The following is a 25,473-nucleotide window of genomic DNA, read 5'->3' on the forward strand; positions in this document are numbered from 1 at the left end:
GTCTGCACACTTCCTATGCACAACTCTTGTGCATAGGAAGTGTGCAGAGATAGTGTGCAGACATGGAGAGTCCTTCGCCCGACCGGCCGGTCGAGCCGCGCCGGGTCCATCTCGACAGCCGGCAGGTCCGCACGCTGGCCCACCCGCTGCGGATGCGGCTGCTCGGCTCGCTGCGGATCGACGGCCCGGCGACCGCGACCACGCTTGCCGAGCGGCTCAGCACCAACACCGGTGCCACGAGTTACCACCTGCGCCAGCTCGCCGAGATCGGGCTGGTGGCCGAGGACCCGGACCGGGGCACCAGTCGGCAGCGGTGGTGGCAGGCCGCACACGACGTCAGCGACTTCGAGCCCACCGACTTCGACGACGATCCGGACGCCCGTGCCGCGGTCCAGTGGATCCAGGCAAACCAGGTGCGGGTGCTGGCCGACCTGGCCGAGCGGTGGCTGGCCGTCGAGCATCACCAGCCCCGCAGCTGGCGCGACGCCGCCGGCATGAGCGACCTGGTGCTGCCGCTCGACCCGCCCCGGCTGCGGGCGCTCAGTGAGGAGCTGTGGGCGGTGCTGATGCGCTACCGCGATGACCCCGTCGCCGACAGTGCCGACGTCAAGCCGGTGCACCTGTTCCTGGCCGGCTTCCCCCGTCTGGACGAGCGCTGGTGAGCGCGCTGTCCGTCCGCCAGGTCCGGTTCCGTTACCTCACCCTCTACGGCCTGCGCTGGCTGCCCACCGGCCTGATCATCCCGGTGATGGTCCTGCTGATGCAGGAGCGCGGCCTGTCGCTGCCGCAGATCGGCCTGGCCTTCACCGCGCAGGGGCTGGTGGTGCTCGCGCTGGAGCTGCCCACCGGGGGGCTCGCCGACGCGCTCGGCCGCCGTCCGGTGTTGATCGTCGCCGGGGTGCTCAACCTCGTCTCGCTGTCGCTGTTCGCGGTGGCCGACTCGTTCTGGCTGTTCTTCCTGGTCTTCGCGGTGCAGGGCGTCTACCGGGCGCTGGACAGCGGCCCGTTGGAGTCCTGGTACGTCGACGCCACAGTGGCCGCCGCGCCGGACGCCGAGTACGAGCGCGGCCTCGGGTACGCCGGCACCGTCAGCGGCGGTGCCATCGGCGCCGGCGCGCTGCTCAGCGGTGGCCTGGTCGCCCTGGGTCCGATCGGGTCGGTCAGCGCGCTCACCGTGCCCGTGCTGGCCGCGATCGTCGCGCAGGCGGTCGCGCTGGTAGCGCTGTTCGTCCTGCTTGTCGAGCAGCGAGCGGCCACCGGTGTGGCGGCCGTGCGGGCGTCGATGGTCCAGGCGCCCCGGATGATCGGCGAGGCGGTCGGGCTGCTGCGGCGTTCCCGGGTGTTGCTGGCCCTGGTGGCGGTGGAGCTGTTCTGGGGCTTCGGCATGGTCACCTTCGAGTCGCTGCTGCCGGTGCGGCTCGCCGAGGTGATCGGCAACCCGGAACGGGCCGCGGCGCTGCTCGGGCCGGCCAGTTCGGCCGCCTGGCTCGCCTCCGCTGCCGGGGCGGCGTTGACCCCGTTGCTGCTGCGCTGGTTCGGGGCGGCTCCGGGCGCGGCCCTGCTGCGCATCCTGCAGGGCGTCACGGTGGTCGGGATGGGGCTGTTCGCCGGCCCGGTCGGGGTGCTTGTCGCCTACCTGGCCTGCTACGCCGTGCACGGCGCGTCGAATCCGCTGCACAGTGGGCTGTTGCACAGGCAGGTCGACGGCCCGTACCGGACCAGCGTGCTCTCGCTGAACTCGATGATGTCGGCGCCGGCCGCCGCCCTCGGCGGGGTGGTCCTGACCGCGATCGCCGCCGCCGCGAGCGTCAGCACCGCGATGGTGGTCGGCGCGGTGGTGCTGGCCGTCGCCGCGCCGCTCTACCTGCCCGCCTGGCTGGCCGGCCGTCGGGCCGCCCCCGCCGTCGAGCCGACCGCGGTGCCGGTGTCCGCCACCGACCGGTGACTCCGTGCGTGGCGAGGGGTCCCGCCTCCGGTCAGGCGAGGCGGATCGAGCTGAGCGCCAGGGTGCTTGTGAAGCCAAGTCGGCGGTAGAGCCGCGCCGCACCGACGTTGTGCGTGTAGACGCCGAGCGCCACGGTGTCGTGGCGCGCCAGCAGCGCCCGGGTCATCCCGGCGGTCAGGGACGCGCCCAGCCCCCGACCCCGTTGGTCGGGGGCCACGGTCAGGCCGGCGACGAAGCCGAGTTCACCCTGGCTGCGGTCCGCGCCGCACGCCACCAGTCGGCCGCCGGTCCGGATGCCGTACCAGTCGACCACCCGCGGATCGCCAGGGCGGGAGGTGCTGTCGGGGAACGCCTCGTCGACGAGCGCCTCCAGCGCCGGGCGGTCGGCGTCGCCGAGGCGGACGACCGGCTGCTCGTCCGGTCGCACCGGCGGTGGCGCGTCGGTCCAGTGGAAGTCCCAGTCGTTGTGGTCGGCGACCGCCAGCCGGTCGGTCAGCAGACCGCGATCGTGCCGGGGCAGATGTAGCCGCTGCCCCGGGCGCAGCCTCCCGCTGTCGGCGAGCGCGACACAGAGGTCGAGGGCCGGTCCGGCCGGGCCGATCGCCGCGCCGGCCGGCCCGTGCTCCGGTGGCACCAACCACAGCACGGCGCCATCGCGTCGGTATCCCGTTGCCGGCATGGCGGGCCCGAGTGCGTGTCGGGCGAACGGGTGGTGCCCGACGGCGTCCAGGATGGCGGCCCGGCCCTGGAGCGCCTGGTCGTCGGTGATCATGCTGGTCAGCCTAGGAGCCGGAGGTGGAACGCCCGCACCGGGTCGTCGCGGCGTGGCCGCATCCACCGTGGAGATTGACGAGCCGACCGATTGGGTACATCACGCGCCGACCTACTGGGAACCCCCACCGGAGGACCGACATGCTCGCCATTCTCGCCGCCATCGTCTTTGGCTTCGCCCTGCTGCTCGACCTGTTCGACACAGACTTCGGAGCGCCCGACCTGTTCAACTGGAACACCCTCGTACTCATCGGGTTGTTCCTTCTCTCGCTCTACCTGGGTGGCGTGGGCAGCGGCCCGCGCGGCGGTGGCGGTGGCCGTTGGTACCGGGGCCGTCGCCCCGGGCGTGGCTGACCGGAACCGATCACCGGTGGCAGGCCCGCGGCGCGATTCCGGCGTCGTGGGCCCGGCCCGGTACTGTCTTCGTGATGGAGTCCGACGCCCTCTTCTCCCTCGGTGAACCCGCCGGGTCGCGCAGCGCGCCCGACGGTCCCGCCGGTGTCGACGGCTTCACCGCGGTGGCCGACGATTCGCCCCTGCCCGTCCGGATGCGTCCGGTGACCCTCGACGAGTTGGTCGGGCAGGAGCACCTGCTCGCCCCCGGCGCCCCACTGCGGCAGCTGGTCTCCGGCGGCGCCCCGATGTCGGTGATCCTCTGGGGTCCCCCGGGCAGCGGCAAGACCACGATCGCGCACCTGGTGGCCGGGGCGACCGATCGTCGCTTCGTCGCCATGTCGGCGCTCTCCGCCGGCGTCAAGGACGTCCGGGCCGTGATCGAGTCGGCCCGCCGCCAACGCCGGGCGGGCGGCCCGCAGACCGTGCTCTTCATCGACGAGGTGCACCGGTTCAGCAAGACCCAACAGGATTCGCTGCTCGCCGCGGTCGAGGACCGTACCGTCACGTTGCTGGCGGCGACCACCGAAAATCCGTACTTCTCGATCATTTCGCCGCTGCTGTCGCGGTGCGTGCTGCTCACCCTGCAACCGTTGGACGACGAGGCGGTGCGGGGTCTGCTCCGCCGCGCGGTCGCCGACAAGCGTGGCCTGGACGGCGTCCTCACAGTGACCGCCGAGGCCGAGGACCACCTGGTCCGGCTCGCCGCCGGTGACGTCCGGAAGGCACTCACCGCGCTGGAGGCGGCGGCGGCCTCCGCCACGGCGCTCGGCGGCGGGCGGATCGACCTCGCCACCGCCGAGCAGGCCGTCGACGTCGCGGCGGTGCGCTACGACCGCGACGGCGACGCCCACTACGACGTCGTCAGCGCCTTCATCAAGAGCATGCGCGGCTCGGACGTGGACGCCGCGGTGCACTGGCTGGCCCGCATGCTGGTCGCCGGCGAGGACGCCCGGTTCATCGCGCGTCGCCTCGTCATCTTCGCCAGCGAGGACGTGGGCATGGCCGACCCCGGCGCCCTGAGCGTCGCCACCGCCGCCGCCCACGCCGTCGAGTACGTCGGGCTGCCCGAAGCGCAGCTCAACCTGGCCCAGGCGGTGATCCACCTGGCCACCGCCCCGAAGTCCAACTCGGCCACCACCGCCATCGGCGCCGCGATCGCCGACGTGCGGGCCGGCCGGGGTGGCCCGGTGCCGCGCGGCCTGCGCGATGCCCACTACGCCGGCGCCCGCGGGCTGGGCCACGGGACCGGCTACCGCTACCCGCACGACGACCAGCGCGGTGTGGTCACCCAGCAGTACGTCCCGGACGACCTGGTGGGCACGGACTACTACCAGCCCAGCCCGCACGGGGCGGAGCGGTCGGTGGCCAGCCGGCTGCCGGTGCTGCGCCGGATCGTGCGTGGTCTGCCGGCCCCGGCCGCCCGTCCGGACACCCCGACGGCCGAGCCGTCGGTAACGACGCAGCCCGCGTCCGCGCTTCCTGGTGAGAACGGTCGCCCGGCGACGGGCACGGGCACGCCCGGCACGACGCAGCACAGCGGCGCTGACGCCGCAGGAGAGGGTCAACAGTGAGATCGCGTGGTGGGGACCGCCCGGACGAGGGCCCGGACGAGCGGCGCGATCCCCGCGCCAAGACGCGCCGGTGGGGCCGGGGCCGGGCGGCCGAGGCCGAGCCGGAGGAGCCCGTCGCCGGCGAGGAGTTCGGCTGGATCGACGACCTCCGGTCGGCCAAGCAGCAACGGGGCGAACTGGGTCCGGACGGCGCACCGGCGGAGCCCAACCGCCCCCACGCGGGTCCGCCGGCAGACGCCGCCGGGCCGCGCAGGGGTGCGCCGGCGGACTCCGCCGGGCCGCGCACGGGTGCGCCGGTGGAGGCGGCCGGCGCGCGTGGGCCGGTGCCGTCCGAGGCCGCGGGGCCACCCGCCCCGCGCCCGAGCGGCCCGGGTGGTGGTGCCGCCGCACGTCGACCGGTCGACAGCCCCTGGCCCGGGGACGTGCCGCCAGCGGGCCGCCGCCCGGACGACCGGCCACCGGCCGCCGGTCCCGGCCCGGGTCAGCCCGCGCGTCGCGGCGTACAGCCGGCGCCCGGCGCCCGTGCCTCCGTACCGCCGGCGTCCCCCGCCGCCCGCCCGGTGGGCGGCGACCCGGCCGGCCCGCCGGCGCCTCGCGCCACGACCGACGCGCCCGGTGGCCCGACCCGGCCCCGCCCGGCGACTGCTCCTCCCGGCCCACCCGTGGGCCCACCGACCTCGGGCGCCCCGACCGGTCGCCGTCCGGACGCCGCCGTTCCGCCGGGCCGCCGGCCCGACGCCGCCGCGGCCGGGGGCCGCCCGGACGCGATGCCGCCACCGCGCCGTCCGGACGCCGGTCCGCCGGGCCGCCGACCGGGCCCGACATCCGCCGAGCCCGGTCACGCGGCGCCGCCGGCCGAGGGAATGCCCGCCGGTCGACGCGGCGGAGCGGCACCCGATCCGGCGCGGGCCGCCGGACCATCGGCCGTCTCCGGCCCGGCACGCCTGGACGGCGCTCCGGCCGGCGTCGCGCCACAAGCCGGGGACGGCCTGCGGCCCGACCCCGCCATCGACCGTGACCCGCGTACCGCGCGGCGTCGCCCCGGACCGGTCGACCCGGGGGCCCCGGAGCCCACCGACCGTCGTCCCGCCGAACGCTCCCGTCCGGCCGCCGGCCGCCGCCGTGCCGCCGAACCCGACGAGTCAGCGGTGCCGCGCACGGGCAACGCCCCGCCGGTGCCCCAGGCCACCGGCGCGCACAGCGGCGCCACGCCCACCATCGGGCCGGCCGACGGCACCGGCCGCCGCCGCGCCGTCTCGGCTGAGCCGGAGCGACGTACGCCGGCCGGCGGCGAACCCCGGGCGGACCGCCCCGAACGGCCCGCCGACTGGCTGCGCCAGGCCGGCCGCCTGCCGCACACCGACCCCGGCCTGCCCGTGGTCAACCGTCGCGGCGACGCCCCGCCCGCCACGGGTCGCCGTCCCGCACCGGCCGGCGGTACGGGTGACCTCGCCGACCACGCGTCCGGTCGCCTCGGCGTGCCCGACCCGGCCGCTGAGCGCACCGCCACCCGCCGGCCCGCCGGCCCGCCGGCCGACCCCGGCGCGGACGTGCCGACCGGCCGTCGTGGCGTCCGACCCGACGCGCCGGGAACAACCGGCGAGCAGGCTCTGCCCCATGCGCCGGCCTCCGGCGACCGTCCCGCCCGGGGCCGGGGCGCCGCGGCGCCCGTTGCGGACCCCACCGGCGGGCGGGCCCGTCCGGTGGGCCCGCCCGGCCCGGACGCGACGCCCACGCCGGACCCGTCCGGCCGACGACGCCGGCCGCCGGCCGAGCCCGGACCGGACGGCCCGGGACGACCCGGACCGGCGAACGACCGTGGCGACGACCGGTACGCCGGTGGACGACCCGCGCCCGGCGCCGGCCCCGCCGCACCGGCGCGCGGCGCCGCCCGCTCCGCCCCGCCCGGCCGCGCGCGACCCGTCCCGGGTGCCGCACCGGTCCCGGGCGGCGGGCGCCGGGGCGCCGACGCCCCGCCCCACCCCGCCCCGGGCGCCGAGGCGCCAACCCGGGACGCCGCCCGACCGGACGGTCCGGCTCGGGCCGCCGTTCCACCGGGCGGAGACGGCCCGGTTCGGGCCGCCGCCGCCGCACCGGGTGTGGACGGCCCGCCGCGGACGCGTCCGGATGCTCCGGCTCGGGCCGCCGTCCGCCCACCCAAGAGTGCGCAACCGCCCCTCGCCGACGATCGGGCGCACGGTGAGCCAGGTGCCGGCCCCGGGTCGGCGCGGGGTGGCGCCCCGGCCGGCCGACCCGTGCCCGCCGACCGTGCCGCCGGCCGTGCCCTGCCGCCGCACCGGGAGCCCGGCCGCCCCGACCCGAGCGGCGTCGCCCCGGTGCCACCGCCCGGCCGCTCCGGCGAGCCGGTCGGGGTGGCCCGGGCCGCCGCCGCCGTGCCGCCCCCGGCCGGCCCGGTCGACCGGCCGGCGGCCGAGCCCGCCGGCGGGCCCGCGCTGCGCTCGGCCAACCAGGACACGCCCGACGACGATGCCGCGCCGGGTGCCCGCTCCGAGTTGCGCCGGCAGTTGCGCGAACGCCGTCGCCTCCGGGCGGCGGTGCTGGTGCTTGTCAGCGTCGTGCTGCTCGGTGCGGTGCCGCTCTTCTTCGGCATCCGGACGCTGAGCCGGGACCCGGTCTTCGACAACCTGGACCAGCTCAACGTGCCCGGCTGGGCCGCTGCCACGACCGTCGACGACGTCAGCGGCAGCCGGTGGTGTCTGCTCGACTGCCGGCTGCGGGAGCGCACCGTCACCTCGGAGAAGTCGCCGCAGGACACGGCGCAGGTCTACGAGGACGCGCTGCGTCAGGACGGCTGGCGGCCGTGGAAGGTGAGCCGGTGCCCGGAGCAGAAGACGAAGGGCAGCTACACCTGCTGGCGTCGGGACGAGTTGACCCTGGACCTGTGGGTACGCGAGCCGACCTGCGTGCCGCCGCCGGTCGACGGTGAGCCGGCCGTCGTGCCGTCCACCGACCCGTCGGCCGCTGCGACGGAGTGCACCGGCTCGTTGGTGTCGGTGAAGGTACGCAACGCGATCGACGATGAGCGGACCAGGCCGCAGCCGACCACCGACCCGTCACTGACCGGAGAGGATCCGTTCCCGACGGTCAGCGGGGACCCGCTGGGTGAGCTGACCCCCTCACCGTCGTGAGCCGGTCTCCATCACGGACGGTAGGGTCTGGGGCTGGCGGGATCACCCGCTACCGGTGACCGCCGACGGCGTGGCGGCCGCCACGGATGCCACGGTTGTGCGTTCCGGGGACGTCGGGTCCCGCGGAACTCTGCTTGAGGAGGACAGGCGTGGGCGACATTGGAGCGATCGCGGCGCTGATCGCGGCTAGCGCGTTCGCGGTGCTGGTGCTCATCCTGATGCTGCCCATCCTGCGGCTGCGGCACACGGTTGACGCCACCACCCGCATGATCAACGATCTCAACGATCGGACCGCACCGCTGCTCGGTGACGTGAACACCACTGTGAAGAACGTCAACACCGCGTTGGAGCAGGTGCAGACCTCGCTCGACGGCGTGAACCTCCAGTTGGCGAAGGTCGACACCATGACCAGCCACGCGCAGAACGTCACCGCCAACGTCGCCAACCTGGCCACCGTGGTCTCCGCCGCGGCCGCCAACCCGCTGGTCAAGGTGGCCGCGTTCGGCTACGGCGTGCGCAAGGCTGCCGCTGGCCGCCGGCACGCCGAGACCGAGCGTGAGGTACGCGACACCATCAAGCAGCAGCGGCGGGCCGCGCGGCGCGGCAACAGCTGACCGGCCCGCGTACCAGGAGGTAGCGAGACATGAGGCGCTTGTTCTGGCTCGGCATCGGGGTGGCCGTCGGTGTGATCGTGGTCCGCAAGGCGACCCGGACCGCGCAGGCGTACACGCCGGCGGGCATCGCCAACTCGCTGACGGAATCCGCTGGCGGGCTCGTCGAGTCGCTGCGTAGTTTCGTGGAGGACGTCCGGGTCGGGATGGCCGAACGCGAGCAGGAGATCCACCAGGCGTTCGCCCAGGGCGAGGCGTTCGACGATCAGTTCGCCGAGCTGCGGGAAGACCCGCGGATCGGCGATCGAGAAATCTTTCCGGAGGAACACCAGCGATGAAGACGGCGGAGATCAAGCGGCGGTACCTCGCGCACTTCGAGGCGAATGGCCACGCCGTGGTGCCGTCCGCTCCGCTGCCCGCCATCAGCGATCCGAACCTGCTGTTCGTCAACGCCGGCATGGTGCAGTTCGTCCCGTACTTCCTGGGTCAGCAGACTCCCGCGTACCAGCGGGCGGTCAGCGTGCAGAAGTGCATCCGCACGCCGGACATCGACGAGGTCGGCAAGACCAGCCGACACGGCACGTTCTTCCAGATGAACGGCAACTTCTCCTTCGGCGACTACTTCAAGGCCGGTGCGATCCCGCTGGCCTGGGAGTTGTCCACGAAGCCGATCGCCGAGGGTGGCTACGGGCTGGATCCCGAGCGGATCTGGCCGACGATCTACCTCGACGACGACGAGGCGTACGAGATCTGGCGGTCGGTCGGTGTGCCGGCGGAGCGGATCGTCCGCCGGGGCAAGGCGGACAACTTCTGGTCGATGGGCATCCCCGGGCCGTGCGGCCCGTCGTCCGAGCTGTTCTACGACCGGGGCCCGGAGTACGGCCGCGAGGGCGGCCCGGCGGTCGACGAGGACCGGTACATGGAGTACTGGAACCTCGTCTTCATGCAGTTCGAGCGGGGTCCGGGCACCACCAAGGAGGACTACCCGATCCTGGGTGACCTGCCGGCGAAGAACATCGACACCGGCATGGGCCTGGAGCGGATGGCCTCGATCCTGCAGGGCGTCGACAACCTGTACGAGATCGACGAGGTGCGGCCGATCCTGGCGCGGGCGGCGGAGCTGACCGGTAAGCGCTACGGCGCGCACTCCGGCCACGTGGCGAGCGAGTCGCACCCGGACGACGTCCGGCTGCGGGTGATCGCCGACCACGTCCGGACGGCGCTGATGCTGATCGGCGACGGCGTGACGCCGAGCAACGAGGGTCGCGGCTACGTGCTGCGCCGGATCATGCGCCGGGCGATCCGGTCGATCCGGCTGCTCGGCTGGCAGGACCGGGCGCTGCCGGAGTTGCTGCCGGTGGCCCGCGACTGCATGGCACCGTCGTACCCGGAGCTGGCGACCGACTTCGACCGGATCGCGGACTACGCGTACGCGGAGGAGGAGGCGTTCCTCTCCACCCTGCGGGCCGGCACCACGATCCTGGACACCGCGATCGCCGAGACCCGCACCGCGGGTGGCTCCGCGCTGTCCGGGGCGAAGGCGTTCCAGTTGCACGACACCTACGGCTTCCCGATCGACCTGACCCTGGAGATCGCCGCGGAGCAGGGGCTCGCTGTCGACGACGAGGGCTTCCGCCGGCTGATGGCCGACCAGCGGACCCGGGCGAAGGCGGACGCGCAGGCCCGCAAGACCGGGCACACCGACCTGTCGGCGTACCGGTCGGTGCTCGACGCGGGCGGCCCGGTGACGTTCACCGGCTACAGCGAGGTGTCCCGCGAGTCGACGGTGCGGGCGCTGCTCGGCGTCGACGGCCCGCGGCAGGCGGCGACCGAGGGCGACACCATCGAGTTGGTGCTCGATACCACCCCGTTCTACGCCGAGGGGGGTGGCCAGCAGCCCGACCAGGGCATGATCACGGTGGGCGGCGGGCAGGTCGAGGTCCTCGACGTGCAGCAGCCGGTGCCCGGTCTGATCGTGCACCGGGCCCGGGTGATCCGGGGTGAGGTGCGCGCCGGTGAGGCCGGTTACGCCGAGATCGACACCACTCGGCGGCGGGCGATCTCCCGGTCGCACACCGCTACCCACCTGGTGCACCAGACCATGCGGAACTTCCTCGGTGAGTCGGCCACGCAGGCGGGTTCGCTGAACGCGCCCGGTCGGCTCCGGTTCGACTTCAACACCCCGACCGGGGTGTCGCCGAGCGTCCTGCGGGACGTGGAGCAGCAGGTGAACGAGGTGCTGCTGGCCGACCTGGAGGTGCACGCCTTCATCACCTCGCTGGACGAGGCGCGGCGGATCGGCGCGATGGCGCTCTTCGGCGAGAAGTACGGCGAGGAGGTGCGGGTCGTCGAGGTGGGCGACTACGCCCGGGAGCTGTGCGGCGGCACGCACGTGGCCCGCTCGGCCCAGCTCGGCCTCGTGAAGATCCTCTCCGAGTCGTCGATCGGTTCCGGCGTCCGCCGGGTCGAGGCGCTTGTCGGCATGGACGCCTTCGGCTTCCTGGCCAAGGAACACCTGCTGGTCTCCCGGCTGGCCGAGCTGTACCGAGTGCCGAACGACCAGGTCGCCGACCGGGTGGAGCAGACCGTCACCCAGCTCCGGGACGCGGAGAAGGAGCTGGAGAAGCTGCGCGCCCAACTGGTGCTGGGCGGGGCGTCGGCGCTCGCGGCCCAGGCCAAGGAGGTGCGCGGGGTCGCGTACGTCGGCACCGAGGCGCCGGAGGGCGCGGCCGGCAACGACGTGCGGACCCTGGCCCAGGAGATCCGGGGCAAGATCGACCCGGCGCGGCCGGCGGTGGTCGCGGTGGCGGCCCGGTCGAACGGCAAGGCGTCCCTGGTGGTGGCGGTCAACGCGGCCGCGCGCAGCCGGGGCCTGGCCGCGTCGGACCTGGTGAAGGCGGCGTTCTCCGGGCGCGGCGGGGGCAGCCCCGACCTGGCCCAGGGCGGCGGTCTGCCCGCGGCCGAGGCGCCGAACCTGCTGCTCACCGTCGAGAAGGCGATCACTGAGGCGTGCTGAACCATCACTGTCAGCCAGGGCGGACCATGTGGTCCGCCCTGGTTCGTACCCGGCCGCTGGTGACCGTCGGTGGCTGAGCTGACGCGCGGCGTGCGGATCGGCGTGGATGTCGGTCAGGTGCGGGTGGGCGTGTCCCGCTCGGATCCGGACGGGATCCTGGCTACGCCGCTTGTCACCCTGGCTCGGGATCTCACGGCGGCGCCGGACGCGGTGCCGAGCGATCTCGCCGAGCTGGCCGCGCTGGTGGCCGAGCACGAGGCCGTCGGGGTTGTCGTCGGCCTTCCGGTCAATCTCGCCGGTAAGCACGGCCCGGCGGCTGTCCACGTGAAGGCGTACGCTGACCGACTGGTCGATGTGATAGCGCCCGTCCCGGTAACGCTCACTGACGAGAGGATGTCGACGGTGGTCGCCTCTCGTAGGCTTGCCGAGCGTGGCGTCCGAGGAAAACGTCAACGTGCGGTTGTCGATCAGGCGGCCGCAGTGGAGATCCTGCAGAGCTGGCTGGACGCGCAGCGGAGGCGGACGTAATGATCGACGATCTGGACCTTGGGTTCGACGAGGCGGAGCGGGGGGAGAAGGGCCGGCACCGGCGCAGCTTCCGCAAGCGCAACGGCGGGTCCGGCGGCGGCCGGGGCAAGACGTTCCTGGCTCTGTTGATGGCCCTGGTCCTGCTGGGCGTGATCGGCGGCGGCGCGTTCTACGGCTTCGACCGCATCCAGAGCTACTTCGTCACCCCCGACTACGACGGCACCGGGTCCGGCGAGGTCACCGTCGACATCAAGAACGGTGCGCTGATTGCCGACATGGCCGACGCCCTCGTCGCGGCCGACGTGGTGAAGAGCCAGAAGGCGTTCATCGAGGCGGCCGAGGCCAACTCGCGCAGCAAGAACATCCAGCCGGGCACGTACAAGCTGCGCAAGCAGATGAGCGGCGAGAGCGCCGTCACCGCGATGCTCGACCTGAAGAACAAGATCGTCAACGGGTTGACGATCCCCGAGGGTCGCACCAGCCTGAACATCTACAAGCTGCTCTCCGAGAAGACCAAGATCCCGGTGAAGGACTTCCAGACCGCCGCGAAGGACCCGGAGGCGCTCGGTGTCCCGGACTGGTGGTTCAAGCGCGGGGACGGCAAGAAAATCGTCAAGTCCGTCGAGGGCTTCCTCTACCCGGACACGTACGAGATCCCGCCGAAGGCCACCGCGCAGAGCATCCTCAAGCTGATGGTGAACCGCTTCCTCTCGGTGACCGGAGAGATGAAGTTCGCCGACACGGTGCAGAAGGAACGGGGCGGCGTCAGCCCGTACGAGGCGTTGATCGTGGCCTCGCTGGCGCAGGCCGAGGCGGGCAACAAGGACGACCTGGGCAAGGTCGCCCGGGTGGCCTACAACCGGGCGTACGGCGAGTTCTTCTGCAACTGCCTGGAGATGGACGTCACTGTCAACTACTACCTGGAGTCGATCGGCAAACCGACGAAGTCGTCCAAGCAGATGACGGCGGCCGAGTTGGACGACCCGAAGAACCCGTACAACCGCAAGCTGCCGGGCATGATCCCGACCCCGATCAACAGCCCCGGCAAGCTGGCCCTGGAAGGGGCGATGGATCCGCCGCCGGGCAAGTGGCTCTACTTCGTGGCCATCGACAAGCAGGGCCACTCGGAGTTCGCCGAGACGTATGAGCAGCACCAGCGCAACGAGGCAAAGGCCCGGGAGGCCGGCATCATCTGACGGCATCCGATCCGGGACACGCGGGAGGGCAGTGCAGTGACGACAACCGGCGGTGCTCGTGTCGACCCGTAGGGCCGCGGTGCTCGGAAAGCCGATCGCGCACTCGCTCTCCCCGGTGATCCACAACGCGGGGTACGCCGCGGCCGGGTTGACCGGGTGGTCGTACACCCGGATCGAGTGCGCGGCCGCGGAGCTGCCGGACCTGGTCGGCGGCCTGGGGCCGGAGTGGGCCGGTCTGTCGGTGACCATGCCCGGCAAGGAGGCGGCGCTCGCCGTGGCCGACGCCGCCTCGCCGGTCGCCGTCGCCGTCGGTGCGGCAAACACGTTGGTACGCCGTCCCGACGGTTCCTGGTACGCGGACAACACCGACGTCGCCGGCATGGTGCGGGTGCTCACCGACGCCGGAGTGGTTGCCGGCGCCGCCGTGACGGTGCTCGGCGCCGGTGGCACGGCCCGCGCCGCGCTGGCCGCCGCCGCGCGGTTGGCCTGCTCCTCGGTCACTGTGGTGGCCCGTCGGGCGGCGGCGGTCGACGAGCTACGGCCGGTGGCGGCCGCGCTGGGTGTCGCGCTGGTCCCCGCCGACTGGGCCGCCGCGCGCCACCACCTCGCCGCCGCCGACGTGGCTGTCTCCACAGTGCCGAAGGGGGTCGCCGACCCGTTGGCCGGCGCGCTGGCCTGGCGGCCGGGGGCGGTGTTCTTCGACGCGCTCTACGACCCGTGGCCCACCCCGCTGGCCGCCTCCGCCGTCGCGGCCGGCGTGCGGGTGGTGTCCGGTCTGGACCTGCTGCTGGCCCAGGCGGTGGGGCAGTTCGAGCAGTTCACCGGCGTGGCAGCGCCGGTCGAGGCGATGCGGGACGCGGTGCGACAGGCGACCAGAGGCCGTCTTCTTTAGCTGACGGTTAAGACGCGCTTACGGGAAACTGTCCTTCCCGCGATGTGTGCTGGTCATCGATACGCTGCTGACCGTTACGGACGCAGACACAGGGAGTTTCCTTGACCAGGCACGGACTGCACCGCATCACCCGGTTCCGCTCCGCACCCCGGCGCAAGGCGATCGCCATCGGCGTGGTCGGCGGATCGGTGGTGGCCGGCATCGTGGCGACCATGATGCCGCTGTTGGCCAGCGACGACCTGTCGATCCGGGCGGCCGCCGACACCACCGCGACCGCGGTGTCGCAGGACGGCGACAACGCGGCCAAGGCGACGCTGGCCACCTGCGCGACGCGCTGCGACGGCAACCCGCGCGGTGGCCGCGAGGCGGTCATCGAGTTCGCGGTGACGACCGTGCCGGCCACCGCGGTCAACGTCCGGGCGACGCTGCGGGTGCACGCCTGGCAGCAGTTCGCCGCCACGGTGACGGCGCACGCCTCGCCGCTGAGCGCCCGCGAGGCGCGACCGGCCCCGGCGCCGGCCGGTCCGGCGCTGGACAGCGTGACAGGTGTGTCAAAGGGCTTCAACGAGTGGGACATCTCCAAGCTGGTCACCGGCAACGGCACCTGGACGGTCGCCCTGGCCCAGAGTGGCCTGGAGAGCCGGATCTACTGGGCGTCGGTCGAGAACCGCAACCCGGACCTGCGTCCCAGCCTGGTGATCAGCTACGACATCGGCACCCGGCCGTCGCCGGTGACCACCACCCGGTCCGCACCGCCGCCGAGTGCCGCGCCGACCACCGCCGCGCCGAAGCCGTCGGCCACCATCGCGCCCAGCCGGACCGCGACACCGAGCCCGAGCGGCACCCTCCCGGACGGCAAGTGTGGGTCCGTGTCGGACAAGCTCGTCCCGTCCTGCGGCGCCTGGTGGGGCATGTACTCACCGGCCGGAGCGGCCGGCGGCTGGGACCACGGCAAGGCCGTCACCGACGTGGAGGCGCAGGTCGGGCGCAAGTTCGACATCGTGCACCGCTACCACGACTTCTCCAACGCCGGCAGCAACGGCGCGTTCCCGGACGTCTACGAGTCGCAGCAGATGCGCGAGGGCCGGTTGATGTTCTTCGCCTGGGAGTCCCGTGACTTCTCCGCCGGCACCACAATGAAGTGGTCGGAGATCTACAGTGGCCGGCAGGACGCCACGATCGACGCGGTCGCGGGCCGCATCCGCGCGGCCGGCGTGCCGGTGTTCATGGGCTTCGACCACGAGCCGGAGGACGAGCCGGCCAAGGGCGGCGACGCCGACTTCGTCCGCGCCTGGCGCTACGTCTACGAGCGTTTCGCCAAGGCCGGCGCGACAAACGCGGTCTGGGTCTGGACGATGATGGGCTGGTCCGGGCACTACTCGCGGTACGCGGCGCTGTATCCCGGTGACCGTTACGTCGACTGGGTGGCCTACGACCCGTACAACTTCCACGTCTGCAACGGCAGCACGGTGTGGAAGAGCCCGAGCACGACGGTGGGCGGCTTCTACGACTGGCTGGACGCCAACGGCATCGGCGCCGGTAAGCCCCGGATGCTCGCCGAGTTCGGCACCAACTTCAACTCGGCCGACCTGGGCGCCAAGCAGCGCTGGTTCCAGGACTTCCCGGCAGCGCTGAAGGCGCACCCGAAGATCAAGGCCGCCATCTACTTCAACTCGCCGGGCATGACCAGCCGCACGGCGACCTGCGACATGACGATGAACCACGACGCCGCGGCAGTGGCCGGCTTCGCGAAGGCCGGGCAGGATCCGTACCTGCGGCAGCCCACCGGGGGGAGCCGCTGACGACCGTTTCAGCCAGTGACAGGACGCCGGGCACCGGAGGTCGGAGATCCGACCGTCCGGCGTTCTGTCGGCTAGCAGATTCATGCACCGCCCAATCGGCGGATTTCGTTGACCAAGCTGGACGAGGCACGCTACCTCGGGTTCTCATCCACCTTGGAGGCGCAGCGTGCCTAAACTCTCGCACTTGTGGCGTTTCGCAGGACAACGCCGGATCAGAGCGGGGATGGTCGCGTCGGCGATCCTCGCCGCGGTTCTCGGCGTACCCACCACCGCGTCGGCCGCGGTGGTGCCGGTCCCGGAGACGGCGACCCTGGTCTCGGCCAATCCCGCCGACGTGACGCCGCATGCCCGAGACGGTGAGACCCGTGCCTTCGCGCAGGTGGGCAACACGGTCTTCGTCGGCGGCAGCTTCACCCAGCTCCGGCAGACCGCCGGGTCCGCGTGGGTCACCCAGCGCTATCTCTTCGCGTACGACCGGCTCACCGGCACGATGTCCACCACCTTCCTGCCGGTGCTCGACGGCGCGGTGAACACGCTCGTCGCCGGTCCCGGCGGCACGCTGATCGTCGGCGGCACCTTCAAGACCGTCAACGGGGTCTCCCGGAAGAACCTGGTCGCGCTCGACCCGGCCACCGGCGCGATCGTCGACAGCTGGGTCGGGCGTTCCGACGGCGGCGCGATCCGTGACCTGGCGCTGCACGGCAACTGGCTGTACGTGGCCGGCGCGTTCAACTGGCTCAACGGCACCGCGCACGTCGGCCTCGGCCGGCTCAACGCGACCACCGGCGCGATCGACCCGAGCTTCGTCGTCGACGCCACTGTGGGACGGCACGGCACCACCTCGTACGTCTGGACGCTCGACGTCGCACCGGACGGCAACACGCTCGTCGTCGGCGGCAACTTCACACTCGTCAACGGCCTGGCGCGCAACCAGATCGCGCTTGTGGACGTCTCCGCGACGCCCACGCTGCTCGACTGGAGCACCGAGAAGTACACCTCGCCGTGCGCGTCGCCGACGACCTTCGTGCACTACGTGCAGGACGTGAAGTTCGGCGAGGACGGCAGTTGGTTCGTCGTCGGCAGCAACGGTGGCGGCGGCTGGCCGACCGCGTACTGCGACGTCCTGGTCCGCTTCGAGACCGCCGCGCGGGGCAGCGGCCTGGTCGCCACCTGGGCCGACTTCACCGGCAACGACACCATCACCTCGGTCGAGGTGGCCGACAACGTGATCTACCTGGGCGGGCACTTCCGCTGGATGAACAACCCGAACGCCAGCGACAACGCCGGCCCGGGCGCTGTCGACCGGCTCGGCATCGCCGCCGTCACCCCGGCCACCGGGATGCCGGTGAACTGGAATCCGCGCCGCAGCGGCAGCGCCTCGATGCCCGCGGGCACCAGCAGTTGGGGTTCGGCGGTGCCGGTGCTCTGGCGCGGCTCGGACGGCCTCTACTTCGGGCACAACTCCGACGGCATGGGCGAGGAGTACCACGGCCGGCTCGGTATGTTCCCGCTCGCCGGCGGGCGCACCTTCACCCCGAAGAACCCGCCCTCCGCCACCACCGGCAACCTCTACCTGAACACCGGCCCGGGCACTGTGGCGAAGGTGCCGTTCGACGGCGCCACGCTGGGCGCCGCGACCACCGTCAGCCAGCCCGCGTACACGGCGGCCGGCGCGACGTGGCGGGTGGACGACCGGATCTACTGGTCGCACACGGTGGCCGGCACGCCCACCGGCAGCCGGATCGACGTCTCGTTGTTCAACGGCGGCGCGATCGGCTCGTCGTGGGAGGCGTCCGGCTACAACGACTGGTACAACCCGGCCCTGCTGACCGGCGCCTTCTTCCTCGACGGCCGGCTCTACTACACCCGCACCGGGGCCAACAGTCTCTACTACCGCTACTTCGAGATTGACGGCAACTATCTCGGCGCCACCGAGTTCGCCCTGCCGACCACCGGGGTGACCTGGTCCGCGGTGCGTGGCATGGCCTGGGTGGGCGGTCGGATCGTCTACGGTGGCACCGACGGCGCCCTGCGCAGTGCGCCGTTCGACCCGACGGCCGCGTCGAGCATGGCGGTCGATGGCACCACGGCGACCGTCATCAGCACCGCGACGCCCGAGTTGTCCTGGTCCACCCCGTCGACGTTCTTCTCCGTCCAGTAATGGTCAACCGTTCGTAACGGAGCGTCGGTAGATTGTTCACGTTGGGTCGGTGGCGGGCATCACCCGCCGCCGGCCCCGTGACGTGGGGAGGCTCGTTGCTTGGCGCCGCTGGCATCCACAAGAGACGCGCGGTGCGTCTGATCTTCGCGGTCAAACGCGGGTGGTACCGGCTCCGCTACCGGCGGTTGACGCTCGGCCGGGACGTGGAGATCCGTGGTCGGATCCGGCTGCGCCGTGGCGTGCGGGTGACAATCGGCGACCGCACCCGGATCAACAAGCTGGTCCGCTTCGCGGGCCCCGGTGAGGTGCGCGTCGGCGCCGACTGTCTGCTCAACGCCACCTGGATCGGCACCTGGACATCGGTCACCGTGGGGGACCGGTGCCTCCTGTCGGATTGTGAACTGCTCGACAACGACTTCCACAACCTGCCGCCCGCGCAACGGCACGCACCGCCCGGCCCGGCCACCCGTGCCCCGATCGTCCTCGAGGACAACGTGTGGGTCGGCGCACACGCCCTGGTGTTGAAGGGCGTCCGGGTCGGCCGGGACAGCGTGGTGGGCGCGGCGGCGGTGGTCCGCACGGACGTCCCACCCGGCGTCGTGGTCGTCGGCAATCCTCAACAGACGGTGAAGAAGTTCCATGACTGATGCGACTTCCGGCTCCTGGACCACGGACGGCCCGTCCTCCGCGACCCCCGGCGCGGTGACACTTACCGACCTGCTGCGGGTGCCGATGCACAGGTTACGGCTGGTGGGCGCGGCTGCCCTGGTCGGGCTGCTGGCCGCGCTCGGTTACGTGCTGCTGGTGCCGGCCGCGCTGACCGCGAACGCCGTGGTGGCGGTCCGGCCGGTGGTGACCGACGCGTTCACCCCCAGCGGCGCGGGCGCCGACCGGGCGGTCAACATGAACGTGGAGAGCGGCATCGCCACCGGCACCGAGGTCGTGCAGCGGCTCGCCACCGCGGCCGGCGGACACCCGCGTGACATCCGCGGCGCGCTCGAGGTCGAGGTGCCCACCGGTGGGCAGATCCTGCGCTTCAGCTACCAGGCGCGCGACGCGCAGCGGGCGGTGCAGGGGGCCAACCTGGCCGCCCAGACCTACCTGGACGTCCGACGCACCATGTACGAGCAGCAGCGCGCCGAGATGCTGCGCTCCTACGACCTCAGCATCACCAAGGTCGCCGCCCAGCAGGCCGCGCTGCAGAAGCGGGCCAGCACCATCAAGGACCCCGCCGCCGGCAACGCGGTGGTCGCCGAGCTGGCCGGGATCAACAACCAGCTCACCCAGCTCAACTCCGCGCGCACCGAGATCGCCGCGGTCGACGTCAACCCCGGCTGGGTGACCCAGACCGCCGAGAAGTCGCTCGTCGCCTCCGCCGGGCACCGGCCGCTGTACCTGGTCGCCGGCCTGCTCGGTGGCGCGCTGATCGGCATCGTGCTCGCGTACGCCTGGGAGTCGACCGACCGGAGGGTCCGCTCGGTCGCCGACGGCCGGGACGCCACCGGCCTGCCGTTGCTCGGCACCGTGCGCCGGCCGGCGTTCCGGGGCAGCCCCCGGGCGGTCGACGCCGACGTCCGATACGTGGCGATGGCCGTCGCCGAACGGGTCCGTCAGCCCGCCCGGGTGGCGCTGGTCAGCGCCCGGGAGGACGCCACCGCGCTCACCGCCGGGCTGGCGGTGGCGCTCGCCGCCGACGGTCGCGACGTCTTCGTCGCCGACGACAGCGGGCGCACCGAACGGCTGCGCGCCACGGTGCTCGCCGACCGGGGACGACTGCCCATCGATCCGTCCCGGCCGCTGGTGCCCAAGCCCCGCCCGGCCGGCAGCCCTCCGGCCGCCGCTGCCGGAGAGGCCGCGGCCCCCCGCCGGCCCTCCCCGCATCCGCCCGGCGCCCGCCCGTCCACCGACGCGGACGCCACGCTGACGCTTCCCCGGGTGTCGTCCGCCCGCTCGGACAACGGCCGGGTCGCCGACCCGGACGAGGTGAGCGTCGGGATGGGCAGCGTCCGGTTCGGCACCTGGCGGCAGGGCGCGGACCACGGCCTGGTGCTGTTCAACGCCCCGCCCGCGGAGTCCGACGAGCGCGGCGTCGCCGTCGCCCGGCAGGGCAGCGCGGTGGTGGTCGTGGAGCGGGACCGCACCCGGCAGAGCGACCTGCGACGCCTGGCGGAGCGACTGCGCGCCGCCGGGGTCACCCCACTCGGCTTCGTGCTCACCCGCAACGGCCGGGCCTGAGCGTGTCGGTCACCCGCGCCCCGGCGACCTTCCCGCCGCCCGGAGGCGCTCCGGCCGGCGTCGCCCCGGCGTCGCCGCCGCTGCCGCCCCGACTGCCGCTCTGGCCCCTGACGCTGATGTTCGGCCTGGTGCCGCTCTGGTGGCTGTTCGGTGCGTTCTACCTCGGCTGGCCGCTGCTGGGCGGGTTGCTGTTCGCGTTGCTGCTCACCCGGGGCCGGGTGCCATTGCCGCCGGCGACCGGGATCTGGCTGCTGTTCCTCGCCATCGTCGTGGTCAGCGCCACCCAGCTGGCATCGCCCGCCTCGCTGCTGACATTCGCCCTGCGCCTGGCGTTCTACCTGACCGCGCTGGTGGTCGGCGTCTACGTCTACGTCGCCGCCCGGGAACGCGCGAGCCTGGTGGCGGTGCTCAACCCGCTCTGCGCGTTCTGGTTCGGGCTGGTGGCGCTCGGCTGGCTCGGGGTGCTGGTGCCCCGGCTGGCCATCACCACCCCGATGGAGGTGCTGCTGCCCGCCGGGGTGGCCCGCACCCCGTTCATCCAGGACATGGTGCACCTGACCACCGCCGAGTACAGCACCCGGTCACTCAACCCGATCTACCGGCCGGCCGCGCCGTTCGCGTACACGAACAACTACGGCAGCGCGTACGCCATGACGCTGCCCTGCGTGGTGGCCTTCGCGATGCTGCGCCGGCGGGGTGTGCTGCGCTGGGCGATCCTCGCGTCGTTGCCGTTGTCGCTCGCTCCGGCGTTCCTCACTCTCAACCGGGCGATGTTCCTCAGCCTCGGCGCCGGGCTGGCGGTGCTCGGGGTGCGGGCCAGCCTGCGCGGCAACGTCCGGGTCGCCGCGTCCATCGTGGGGGTGGTGGTGATCGGCGCGTTGGCCACGCTGTTCATCCCGATCACCGAACTGATCAGCAACCGGGTCGACTCCAGTGACACCAACACCGACCGGCTCTCGCTCTACACCGAGGTGATCCGCCGGGTGCAGGAGTCACCGTGGTTGGGCTACGGCGCGCCGGTGAACGTCGACACCGTGTCCGCGGACGCGCCGATCGGCACCCAGGGGCAGCTCTGGATGGTGCTGTTCAGTCACGGCGTACCCGCGCTCGTCTGTTTCCTCGCCTGGTTCGTCGCCGCCGCGGTGATCTGCGCGCGGGCCACCTCGGCGGCCGGGCAGTGGCTGTCGGTGGTGCCGGTGGTCTGCCTGGTGCAGGTTCCGTTCTACGGCATGGCGAACCAGAACCTGGCTGTCGCGTTCTTCGCTGTCGGCTTCGCGATGGCGCTTACCGAACGCGAACGGTGGACCGGGCCGACCCGGGCGGCCGGGTGGTCGCGGCCCGCCGCGCCGGGCGCGGCGGTGCCGGCATGACCGCCGCGACCCGACCGCCGACCGGCCCGGAGCGCCCGCCGCCAGCGCCCGCCGGCGCGGACCAGCCGGCCGCCACCGCCAACGCCGACGCGGGCTCGACCGAGACCCGCCGCAGCGCGCGCAGCGGCGTGGCCGGGCTGCTCGGCGCGGCCACCAGCGGACTGTTCGGCTTCGTGCTGGCCGTGGTGATCACCCGGGGGTACGGCACGGCCGGCGCGGGCGCGTTCTTCGCGGCGATCGGGGTGGTCACCGTGGCCACCGCGATCTGCACGCTCGGCGCGGAGACCGGCCTGATGTGGTCGCTGCCCCGGCGTAGCGCCGGTGTGCGCGGGGACGCGGCCCGGGTGCTCCCGGTGGCGTTGATCCCGCCGCTGCTGGCCGGGCTCCTGGTCGCCGGCGTCGGCGTGCTGGCCGCCGACACGCTCGCGCCCCGGCTGCTGCGGGGCTCCGGCGCGAGCGGCCACGCCCTGCTCACCGTCACGTTCGCCGCCGTGCCGGTGGTGGTCGCGATGACCCTGCTGCTGGCCGCGTTGCGCTGCGTGCGGCCCATCCGGGCGTACGTCGGGGTGCAGTTCCTGCTGCTGCCGGTTGCCCGGCCGGCGCTGGTCGGCGCCGCCGCGCTGGCCGGCGGGGGCCTGGTCGCCGGCATGACCGGCTGGTTGGTGCCGGCGGCGGTGGCGCTGCTTGTCTGTCTCATCCTCGTGGCCGGTCCGCTCGGACTGGGCCGGGGGGCGGGGCTGCGACCCCACCGCGGCGACTGGTCGACGTTCTGGCGCTTCGCGCTGCCCCGGGCCGCGTCCGCGGCCATCGACGCCGGCAGCATGTGGGTGGGTGTGCTGCTCACCTCCGTGCTGGCCGGGCCGACGGACGCCGGCGTGTTCGGCGCGGTCGGCCGGTACGTGCTGGCCGGCCAGCTCGCCATGCAGGGGCTGCGGGTGGCGGTGTCACCGCAGTTGTCCCGGCTGCTCGGGCGCGGCGAGCGGGCCGCCGCGGCGGCCGTGCACCGGCAGTTGACCATCTGGGGGCTGGTGCTGTCCTGGCCGGTGTACCTGCTGCTGGCGGTCTTCGCGTTGGCCTTCCTCCAGCTGTTCGGGCCGGAGTTCACCGCCGGTGTGCCGGCGATGACGGTGCTCGCGCTGGCGATGCTCGTCAACACCGGGGTGGGCAACGTGCAGAGCCTGCTGCTGATGGGCGGGCGCAGCGGGCTGCATCTGGTGGCCACCGTTGCCGGGTTGACGGTGACCGTCTCGCTGGGCCTCTGGCTGATCCCCGGGCACGGCGCCACGGGAGCGGCGGTGGCGTGGGCCGCCGGCATCGCCACCGAGAACCTCACCGCCGCCGGGTTCGCCCGGTCGGTGGTCCGGGAGCCGTTGTTCGACAGCGCGACGGCGCGCGCCGCGGCGGCCACGGCGGCCGCCGTGGGTCTGGCGGCCGGCGTCGGTGTGCTGGTGGGCGGGCGCGGCCTGCCCGGCCTGGCGGTGGCGCTGGGTGTGCTGCTGGCCGGCTGCGTCGGCATGTTGACGTTGCCCCGGGTGCGCGCCGGCGTCCGGGAGACCATGAGGCAGGTCCGGGGACGGGAGCACGCGGCCGCGGCCGCCGACCCCGGCCCGGTATCGACGAGAGGCAGGTGAGGTCCGTCGTGTCGTCCATCCGTGACCGGGTCAAGCAGTTGGTCCCGACCCAGGTGACCGTCCGGGTGAAGGAGTCCCTCGTGGACTACGGGGTCCGCACGAGTGACCGGCGACCCCTGCCGGACTTCCTGATCATCGGCACGAAGCGGGGCGGCACCACCTCCCTGTGGAACTACCTCATCCAGCACCCGCTCGTGCCCCGCCTCTTCCCGGCGTGGAACACCAAGTCGGCGCACTACTTCGAGGAGCACTGGGGGCGCGGTGAGGCGTGGTACCGCTCGCACTTCCCGACCCAGCGCCACCGCGACGCCCTGTCGAAGCGGCACGGCGGGCCGGTCCGGGTCGGCGAGGCCGCGCCGCTGTACATGTTCCACCCGCTCGCCGCGCAGCGGGTCGCCGCGCTGCTGCCGGGGGTGAAGCTGATCGTGCTCCTGCGGGACCCGGTGGAGCGGGCGTACTCGCACTGGAAGGAGCGCCGCACGCACGGCATCGAGCCGTTGGACTTCGCCGCCGCGCTGGCCGCCGAGCCGGAGCGGACGGCGGGGGAGCGGGAGCGGCTGATCGCCGAACCGGAGTCGTTCAGCGAGGCGTACGACTGGTACACGTACCGGGCGCGGGGGCGCTACCTGGAGCACCTGGAGCCGTGGTTGGCGCGTTTCGACAGGCAGCAGATCCTCTTCCTGCCCAGTGAGGACCTGTACCGCGACTCCCGGGCGACCTACCGGCGCACCCTGGACTTCCTCGGGCTGCCGGCCTACGACCTGCCCGACTTCAAGGTCTACAACGACCGGCGCTCGGCGCCGCTGGAGCCTGCGGTGCGCGCCGAGCTGACCGACTACTACCGGCCGTACAACGACGCGCTGCGCGAGCGGCTCGGGCTGGACCTCGACTGGGCGGACCGGCCGGCGTGACGACGCGGGTGGGCTCGACCACCGACCCGCGTGCCCGGGTGGACGGTCTGGGCTGGGTGAGCCGTGCGGTCTTCCCCGACGAGCGGGTCGACCTGACAGTGGGCGGCGCCGCGCCGGCCGGTCACCGGGTGGTGGCCCGGTACGCGGTGGTGCCGTCGGTCGCCCGGGCCCGCTTCCTGGTGCCGTTGGGCGCGCCGCGGGCCGGGGCGGCGTCGCTGTGGGCGTACAACGCGCTGCGGCCACCGAAGGTGCGCGCGCTGCGGGCGGTGCTCGGCGGGCTGGCCCGGTTCGGCGCGGTGGGGCTCGCGCCCTTTCCGACGCTGACCGTGTCGGTGCCCGCCGGGGCGGCGGCGGAGGAGCTGCTGCTGACCGAGCGGCTCGCGGCCGAGCTGGGCGGCGCACCGCTGCTGGCCGCGTGCGGGGTCCGACCACCCGACCCGAACGGCAAGCCCACCCTGCAACTCTTCACCGCCGACGGTCGTCCGCGCGGCTACGCGAAGATCGGCTGGAACGACGCGACCCGCGCGTTGGTCACCGCCGAGGCGGCGGCGCTGCGGGCGCTGCGGGCGGTGCGCGGTGTCGCCGACCACCCGACGCCGCCGGGGCTGCTCACCGAGACGGCGTGGGCGGGCCAGGCGGTCGCGGTGATCGAGCCGCTGCCACCGGCGGTACGCGGTGTGCCGGTCGACGACCCACCGCGGATCGCGGCGCTGCTCGCGGTCGCCCGGCGTGGCAGCCCGCCGGGTCCGCCCCGCGCACTGGCCGGGTCGACCTTCCTGACCCGCCTGGCCGGGCAGGCCGACCGGGCCGCCGCGGCCGAGGAGACCGGCGCGCGGGCGGTCGCCGCGGTCGCCGCCCTGGCCCGCCGGCACGGCGACACCATTGTCGAGTTCGGCCACTGGCACGGCGACTGGGTGCCCTGGAACCTGGGCCGGCACGACGGGCGGTTGGTCGCCTGGGACTGGGAGCACAGCGGGGCGGACGTGCCGGTCGGCTTCGACCTGGCGCACGACGCGTTCCAACGGGCCCTGGTGCTGCGGGGTGAGTCGGCCGCCGTCGCGGCGTCGGCCGTCGACGCGTACCTGGACCGGCACGGCGACCGGCTCGGCCTCGGCGTGCCGCAGCGCCGGCTGGTCGCCGACGCGTACCTGGTGGAGATGTGGTTGCGGACGTGGCGGCTGGCCGACGCGGGCGCGGGCTGGAACACCGCGCTGCATCCCGCACTCTTGGATGTCATCGAGAAAAGACATAGCGGCTGATCCGGCGGAATCACGGCGGGTGGCTGCGC

20 protein-coding genes are annotated in these 25,473 nt (G+C 73.5%); 19 read left to right on the forward strand and 1 reads right to left on the reverse strand.

Going from position 1 to position 25,473, the window contains the following annotated elements; translation table 11 throughout:
• Positions 1-62: 62 nt before the first annotated feature.
• Together ACQPWW_RS12365 and ACQPWW_RS12370 are read left to right on the forward strand one after the other, a co-directional pair.
• Entirely contained in the window at positions 63-662 is a 600-nt protein-coding gene (locus ACQPWW_RS12365; protein ID WP_433132222.1) for a helix-turn-helix domain-containing protein, read from the forward strand.
• Positions 656-1,945, forward strand: a complete 1,290-nt coding sequence (locus ACQPWW_RS12370; RefSeq protein WP_433134299.1) for an MFS transporter — start codon at positions 656-658, stop codon at positions 1,943-1,945. Before ACQPWW_RS12365 ends, ACQPWW_RS12370 begins: the two co-directional genes overlap by 7 nt.
• A gap of 31 nt (positions 1,946-1,976) precedes the next feature.
• Here the strand turns inward: ACQPWW_RS12370 and ACQPWW_RS12375 are convergent, their stop codons facing one another.
• Entirely contained in the window at positions 1,977-2,717 is a 741-nt protein-coding gene (locus ACQPWW_RS12375) for a GNAT family N-acetyltransferase (protein ID WP_433132224.1), read from the reverse strand.
• A 140-nt stretch (positions 2,718-2,857) separates the two neighbouring features.
• On the opposite strand from ACQPWW_RS12375, the gene ACQPWW_RS12380 reads away from it, so the two are divergent.
• From ACQPWW_RS12380 to ACQPWW_RS12460, 17 genes are all read left to right on the forward strand, one after another.
• Positions 2,858-3,070 carry a hypothetical protein gene (locus ACQPWW_RS12380; RefSeq protein ID WP_433132226.1) on the forward strand — a complete coding sequence of 71 codons (213 nt, stop codon included), beginning with the start codon at positions 2,858-2,860 and terminating at the stop codon, positions 3,068-3,070.
• A 74-nt stretch (positions 3,071-3,144) separates the two neighbouring features.
• Positions 3,145-4,683 (forward strand): replication-associated recombination protein A, encoded by a 1,539-nt coding sequence (locus tag ACQPWW_RS12385; protein ID WP_433132228.1) that lies wholly within the window; start codon positions 3,145-3,147, stop codon positions 4,681-4,683.
• Between the two features lie 2,453 nt (positions 4,684-7,136).
• Positions 7,137-7,832 carry a hypothetical protein gene (locus ACQPWW_RS12390; protein WP_433134301.1) on the forward strand — a complete coding sequence of 232 codons (696 nt, stop codon included), beginning with the start codon at positions 7,137-7,139 and terminating at the stop codon, positions 7,830-7,832.
• Between the two features lie 149 nt (positions 7,833-7,981).
• Positions 7,982-8,446, forward strand: coding sequence for a DUF948 domain-containing protein (locus ACQPWW_RS12395; protein ID WP_433132230.1), 465 nt, complete (start codon positions 7,982-7,984; stop codon positions 8,444-8,446).
• 29 nt (positions 8,447-8,475) lie between these two features.
• Positions 8,476-8,781 (forward strand): hypothetical protein, encoded by a 306-nt coding sequence (locus ACQPWW_RS12400; RefSeq protein ID WP_433132232.1) that lies wholly within the window; start codon positions 8,476-8,478, stop codon positions 8,779-8,781.
• Positions 8,778-11,459, forward strand: coding sequence for an alanine--tRNA ligase (gene alaS, locus ACQPWW_RS12405; RefSeq protein ID WP_433132234.1), 2,682 nt, complete (start codon positions 8,778-8,780; stop codon positions 11,457-11,459). The genes ACQPWW_RS12400 and alaS overlap by 4 nt, the downstream gene beginning before the upstream one ends.
• Positions 11,460-11,528: 69 nt before the next feature.
• A complete protein-coding gene (gene ruvX, locus ACQPWW_RS12410) occupies positions 11,529-11,987 on the forward strand; it encodes a Holliday junction resolvase RuvX (RefSeq protein ID WP_112677948.1) in 459 nt (152 codons plus the stop codon).
• Positions 11,987-13,183, forward strand: coding sequence for an endolytic transglycosylase MltG (gene mltG, locus ACQPWW_RS12415; RefSeq protein ID WP_433132237.1), 1,197 nt, complete (start codon positions 11,987-11,989; stop codon positions 13,181-13,183). Before ruvX ends, mltG begins: the two co-directional genes overlap by 1 nt.
• A 79-nt stretch (positions 13,184-13,262) precedes the next feature.
• Positions 13,263-14,075, forward strand: a complete 813-nt coding sequence (locus ACQPWW_RS12420; RefSeq protein ID WP_433134303.1) for a shikimate dehydrogenase — start codon at positions 13,263-13,265, stop codon at positions 14,073-14,075.
• Between the two features lie 101 nt (positions 14,076-14,176).
• Entirely contained in the window at positions 14,177-15,877 is a 1,701-nt protein-coding gene (locus ACQPWW_RS12425) for a glycosyl hydrolase (RefSeq protein WP_433132239.1), read from the forward strand.
• A 223-nt stretch (positions 15,878-16,100) separates the two neighbouring features.
• Positions 16,101-18,038, forward strand: a complete 1,938-nt coding sequence (locus ACQPWW_RS12430; RefSeq protein ID WP_433134305.1) for a hypothetical protein — start codon at positions 16,101-16,103, stop codon at positions 18,036-18,038.
• A gap of 140 nt (positions 18,039-18,178) precedes the next feature.
• Positions 18,179-18,685: an acyltransferase gene (locus ACQPWW_RS12435; protein ID WP_433134307.1), complete on the forward strand. Its 507-nt coding sequence runs from the start codon at positions 18,179-18,181 to the stop codon at positions 18,683-18,685.
• Complete coding sequence (locus ACQPWW_RS12440; protein ID WP_433132241.1) at positions 18,678-20,273, forward strand: lipopolysaccharide biosynthesis protein; 1,596 nt, start codon at positions 18,678-18,680, stop codon at positions 20,271-20,273. The genes ACQPWW_RS12435 and ACQPWW_RS12440 overlap by 8 nt, the downstream gene beginning before the upstream one ends.
• Positions 20,274-20,275: 2 nt before the next feature.
• Entirely contained in the window at positions 20,276-21,643 is a 1,368-nt protein-coding gene (locus ACQPWW_RS12445) for an O-antigen ligase family protein (protein WP_433132243.1), read from the forward strand.
• Positions 21,640-23,274: a lipopolysaccharide biosynthesis protein gene (locus ACQPWW_RS12450; protein ID WP_433132245.1), complete on the forward strand. Its 1,635-nt coding sequence runs from the start codon at positions 21,640-21,642 to the stop codon at positions 23,272-23,274. Before ACQPWW_RS12445 ends, ACQPWW_RS12450 begins: the two co-directional genes overlap by 4 nt.
• 8 nt (positions 23,275-23,282) lie before the next feature.
• Positions 23,283-24,185, forward strand: a complete 903-nt coding sequence (locus tag ACQPWW_RS12455; RefSeq protein WP_433132247.1) for a sulfotransferase domain-containing protein — start codon at positions 23,283-23,285, stop codon at positions 24,183-24,185.
• Positions 24,182-25,444 carry a hypothetical protein gene (locus tag ACQPWW_RS12460; RefSeq protein ID WP_433132249.1) on the forward strand — a complete coding sequence of 421 codons (1,263 nt, stop codon included), beginning with the start codon at positions 24,182-24,184 and terminating at the stop codon, positions 25,442-25,444. The genes ACQPWW_RS12455 and ACQPWW_RS12460 overlap by 4 nt, the downstream gene beginning before the upstream one ends.
• The last annotated feature ends 29 nt before the right edge of the window (positions 25,445-25,473 follow it).

The sequence above is a fragment of the Micromonospora sp. CA-240977 genome (genome assembly GCF_050942285.1).
In the GTDB taxonomy this organism is placed as follows: domain Bacteria; phylum Actinomycetota; class Actinomycetes; order Mycobacteriales; family Micromonosporaceae; genus Micromonospora.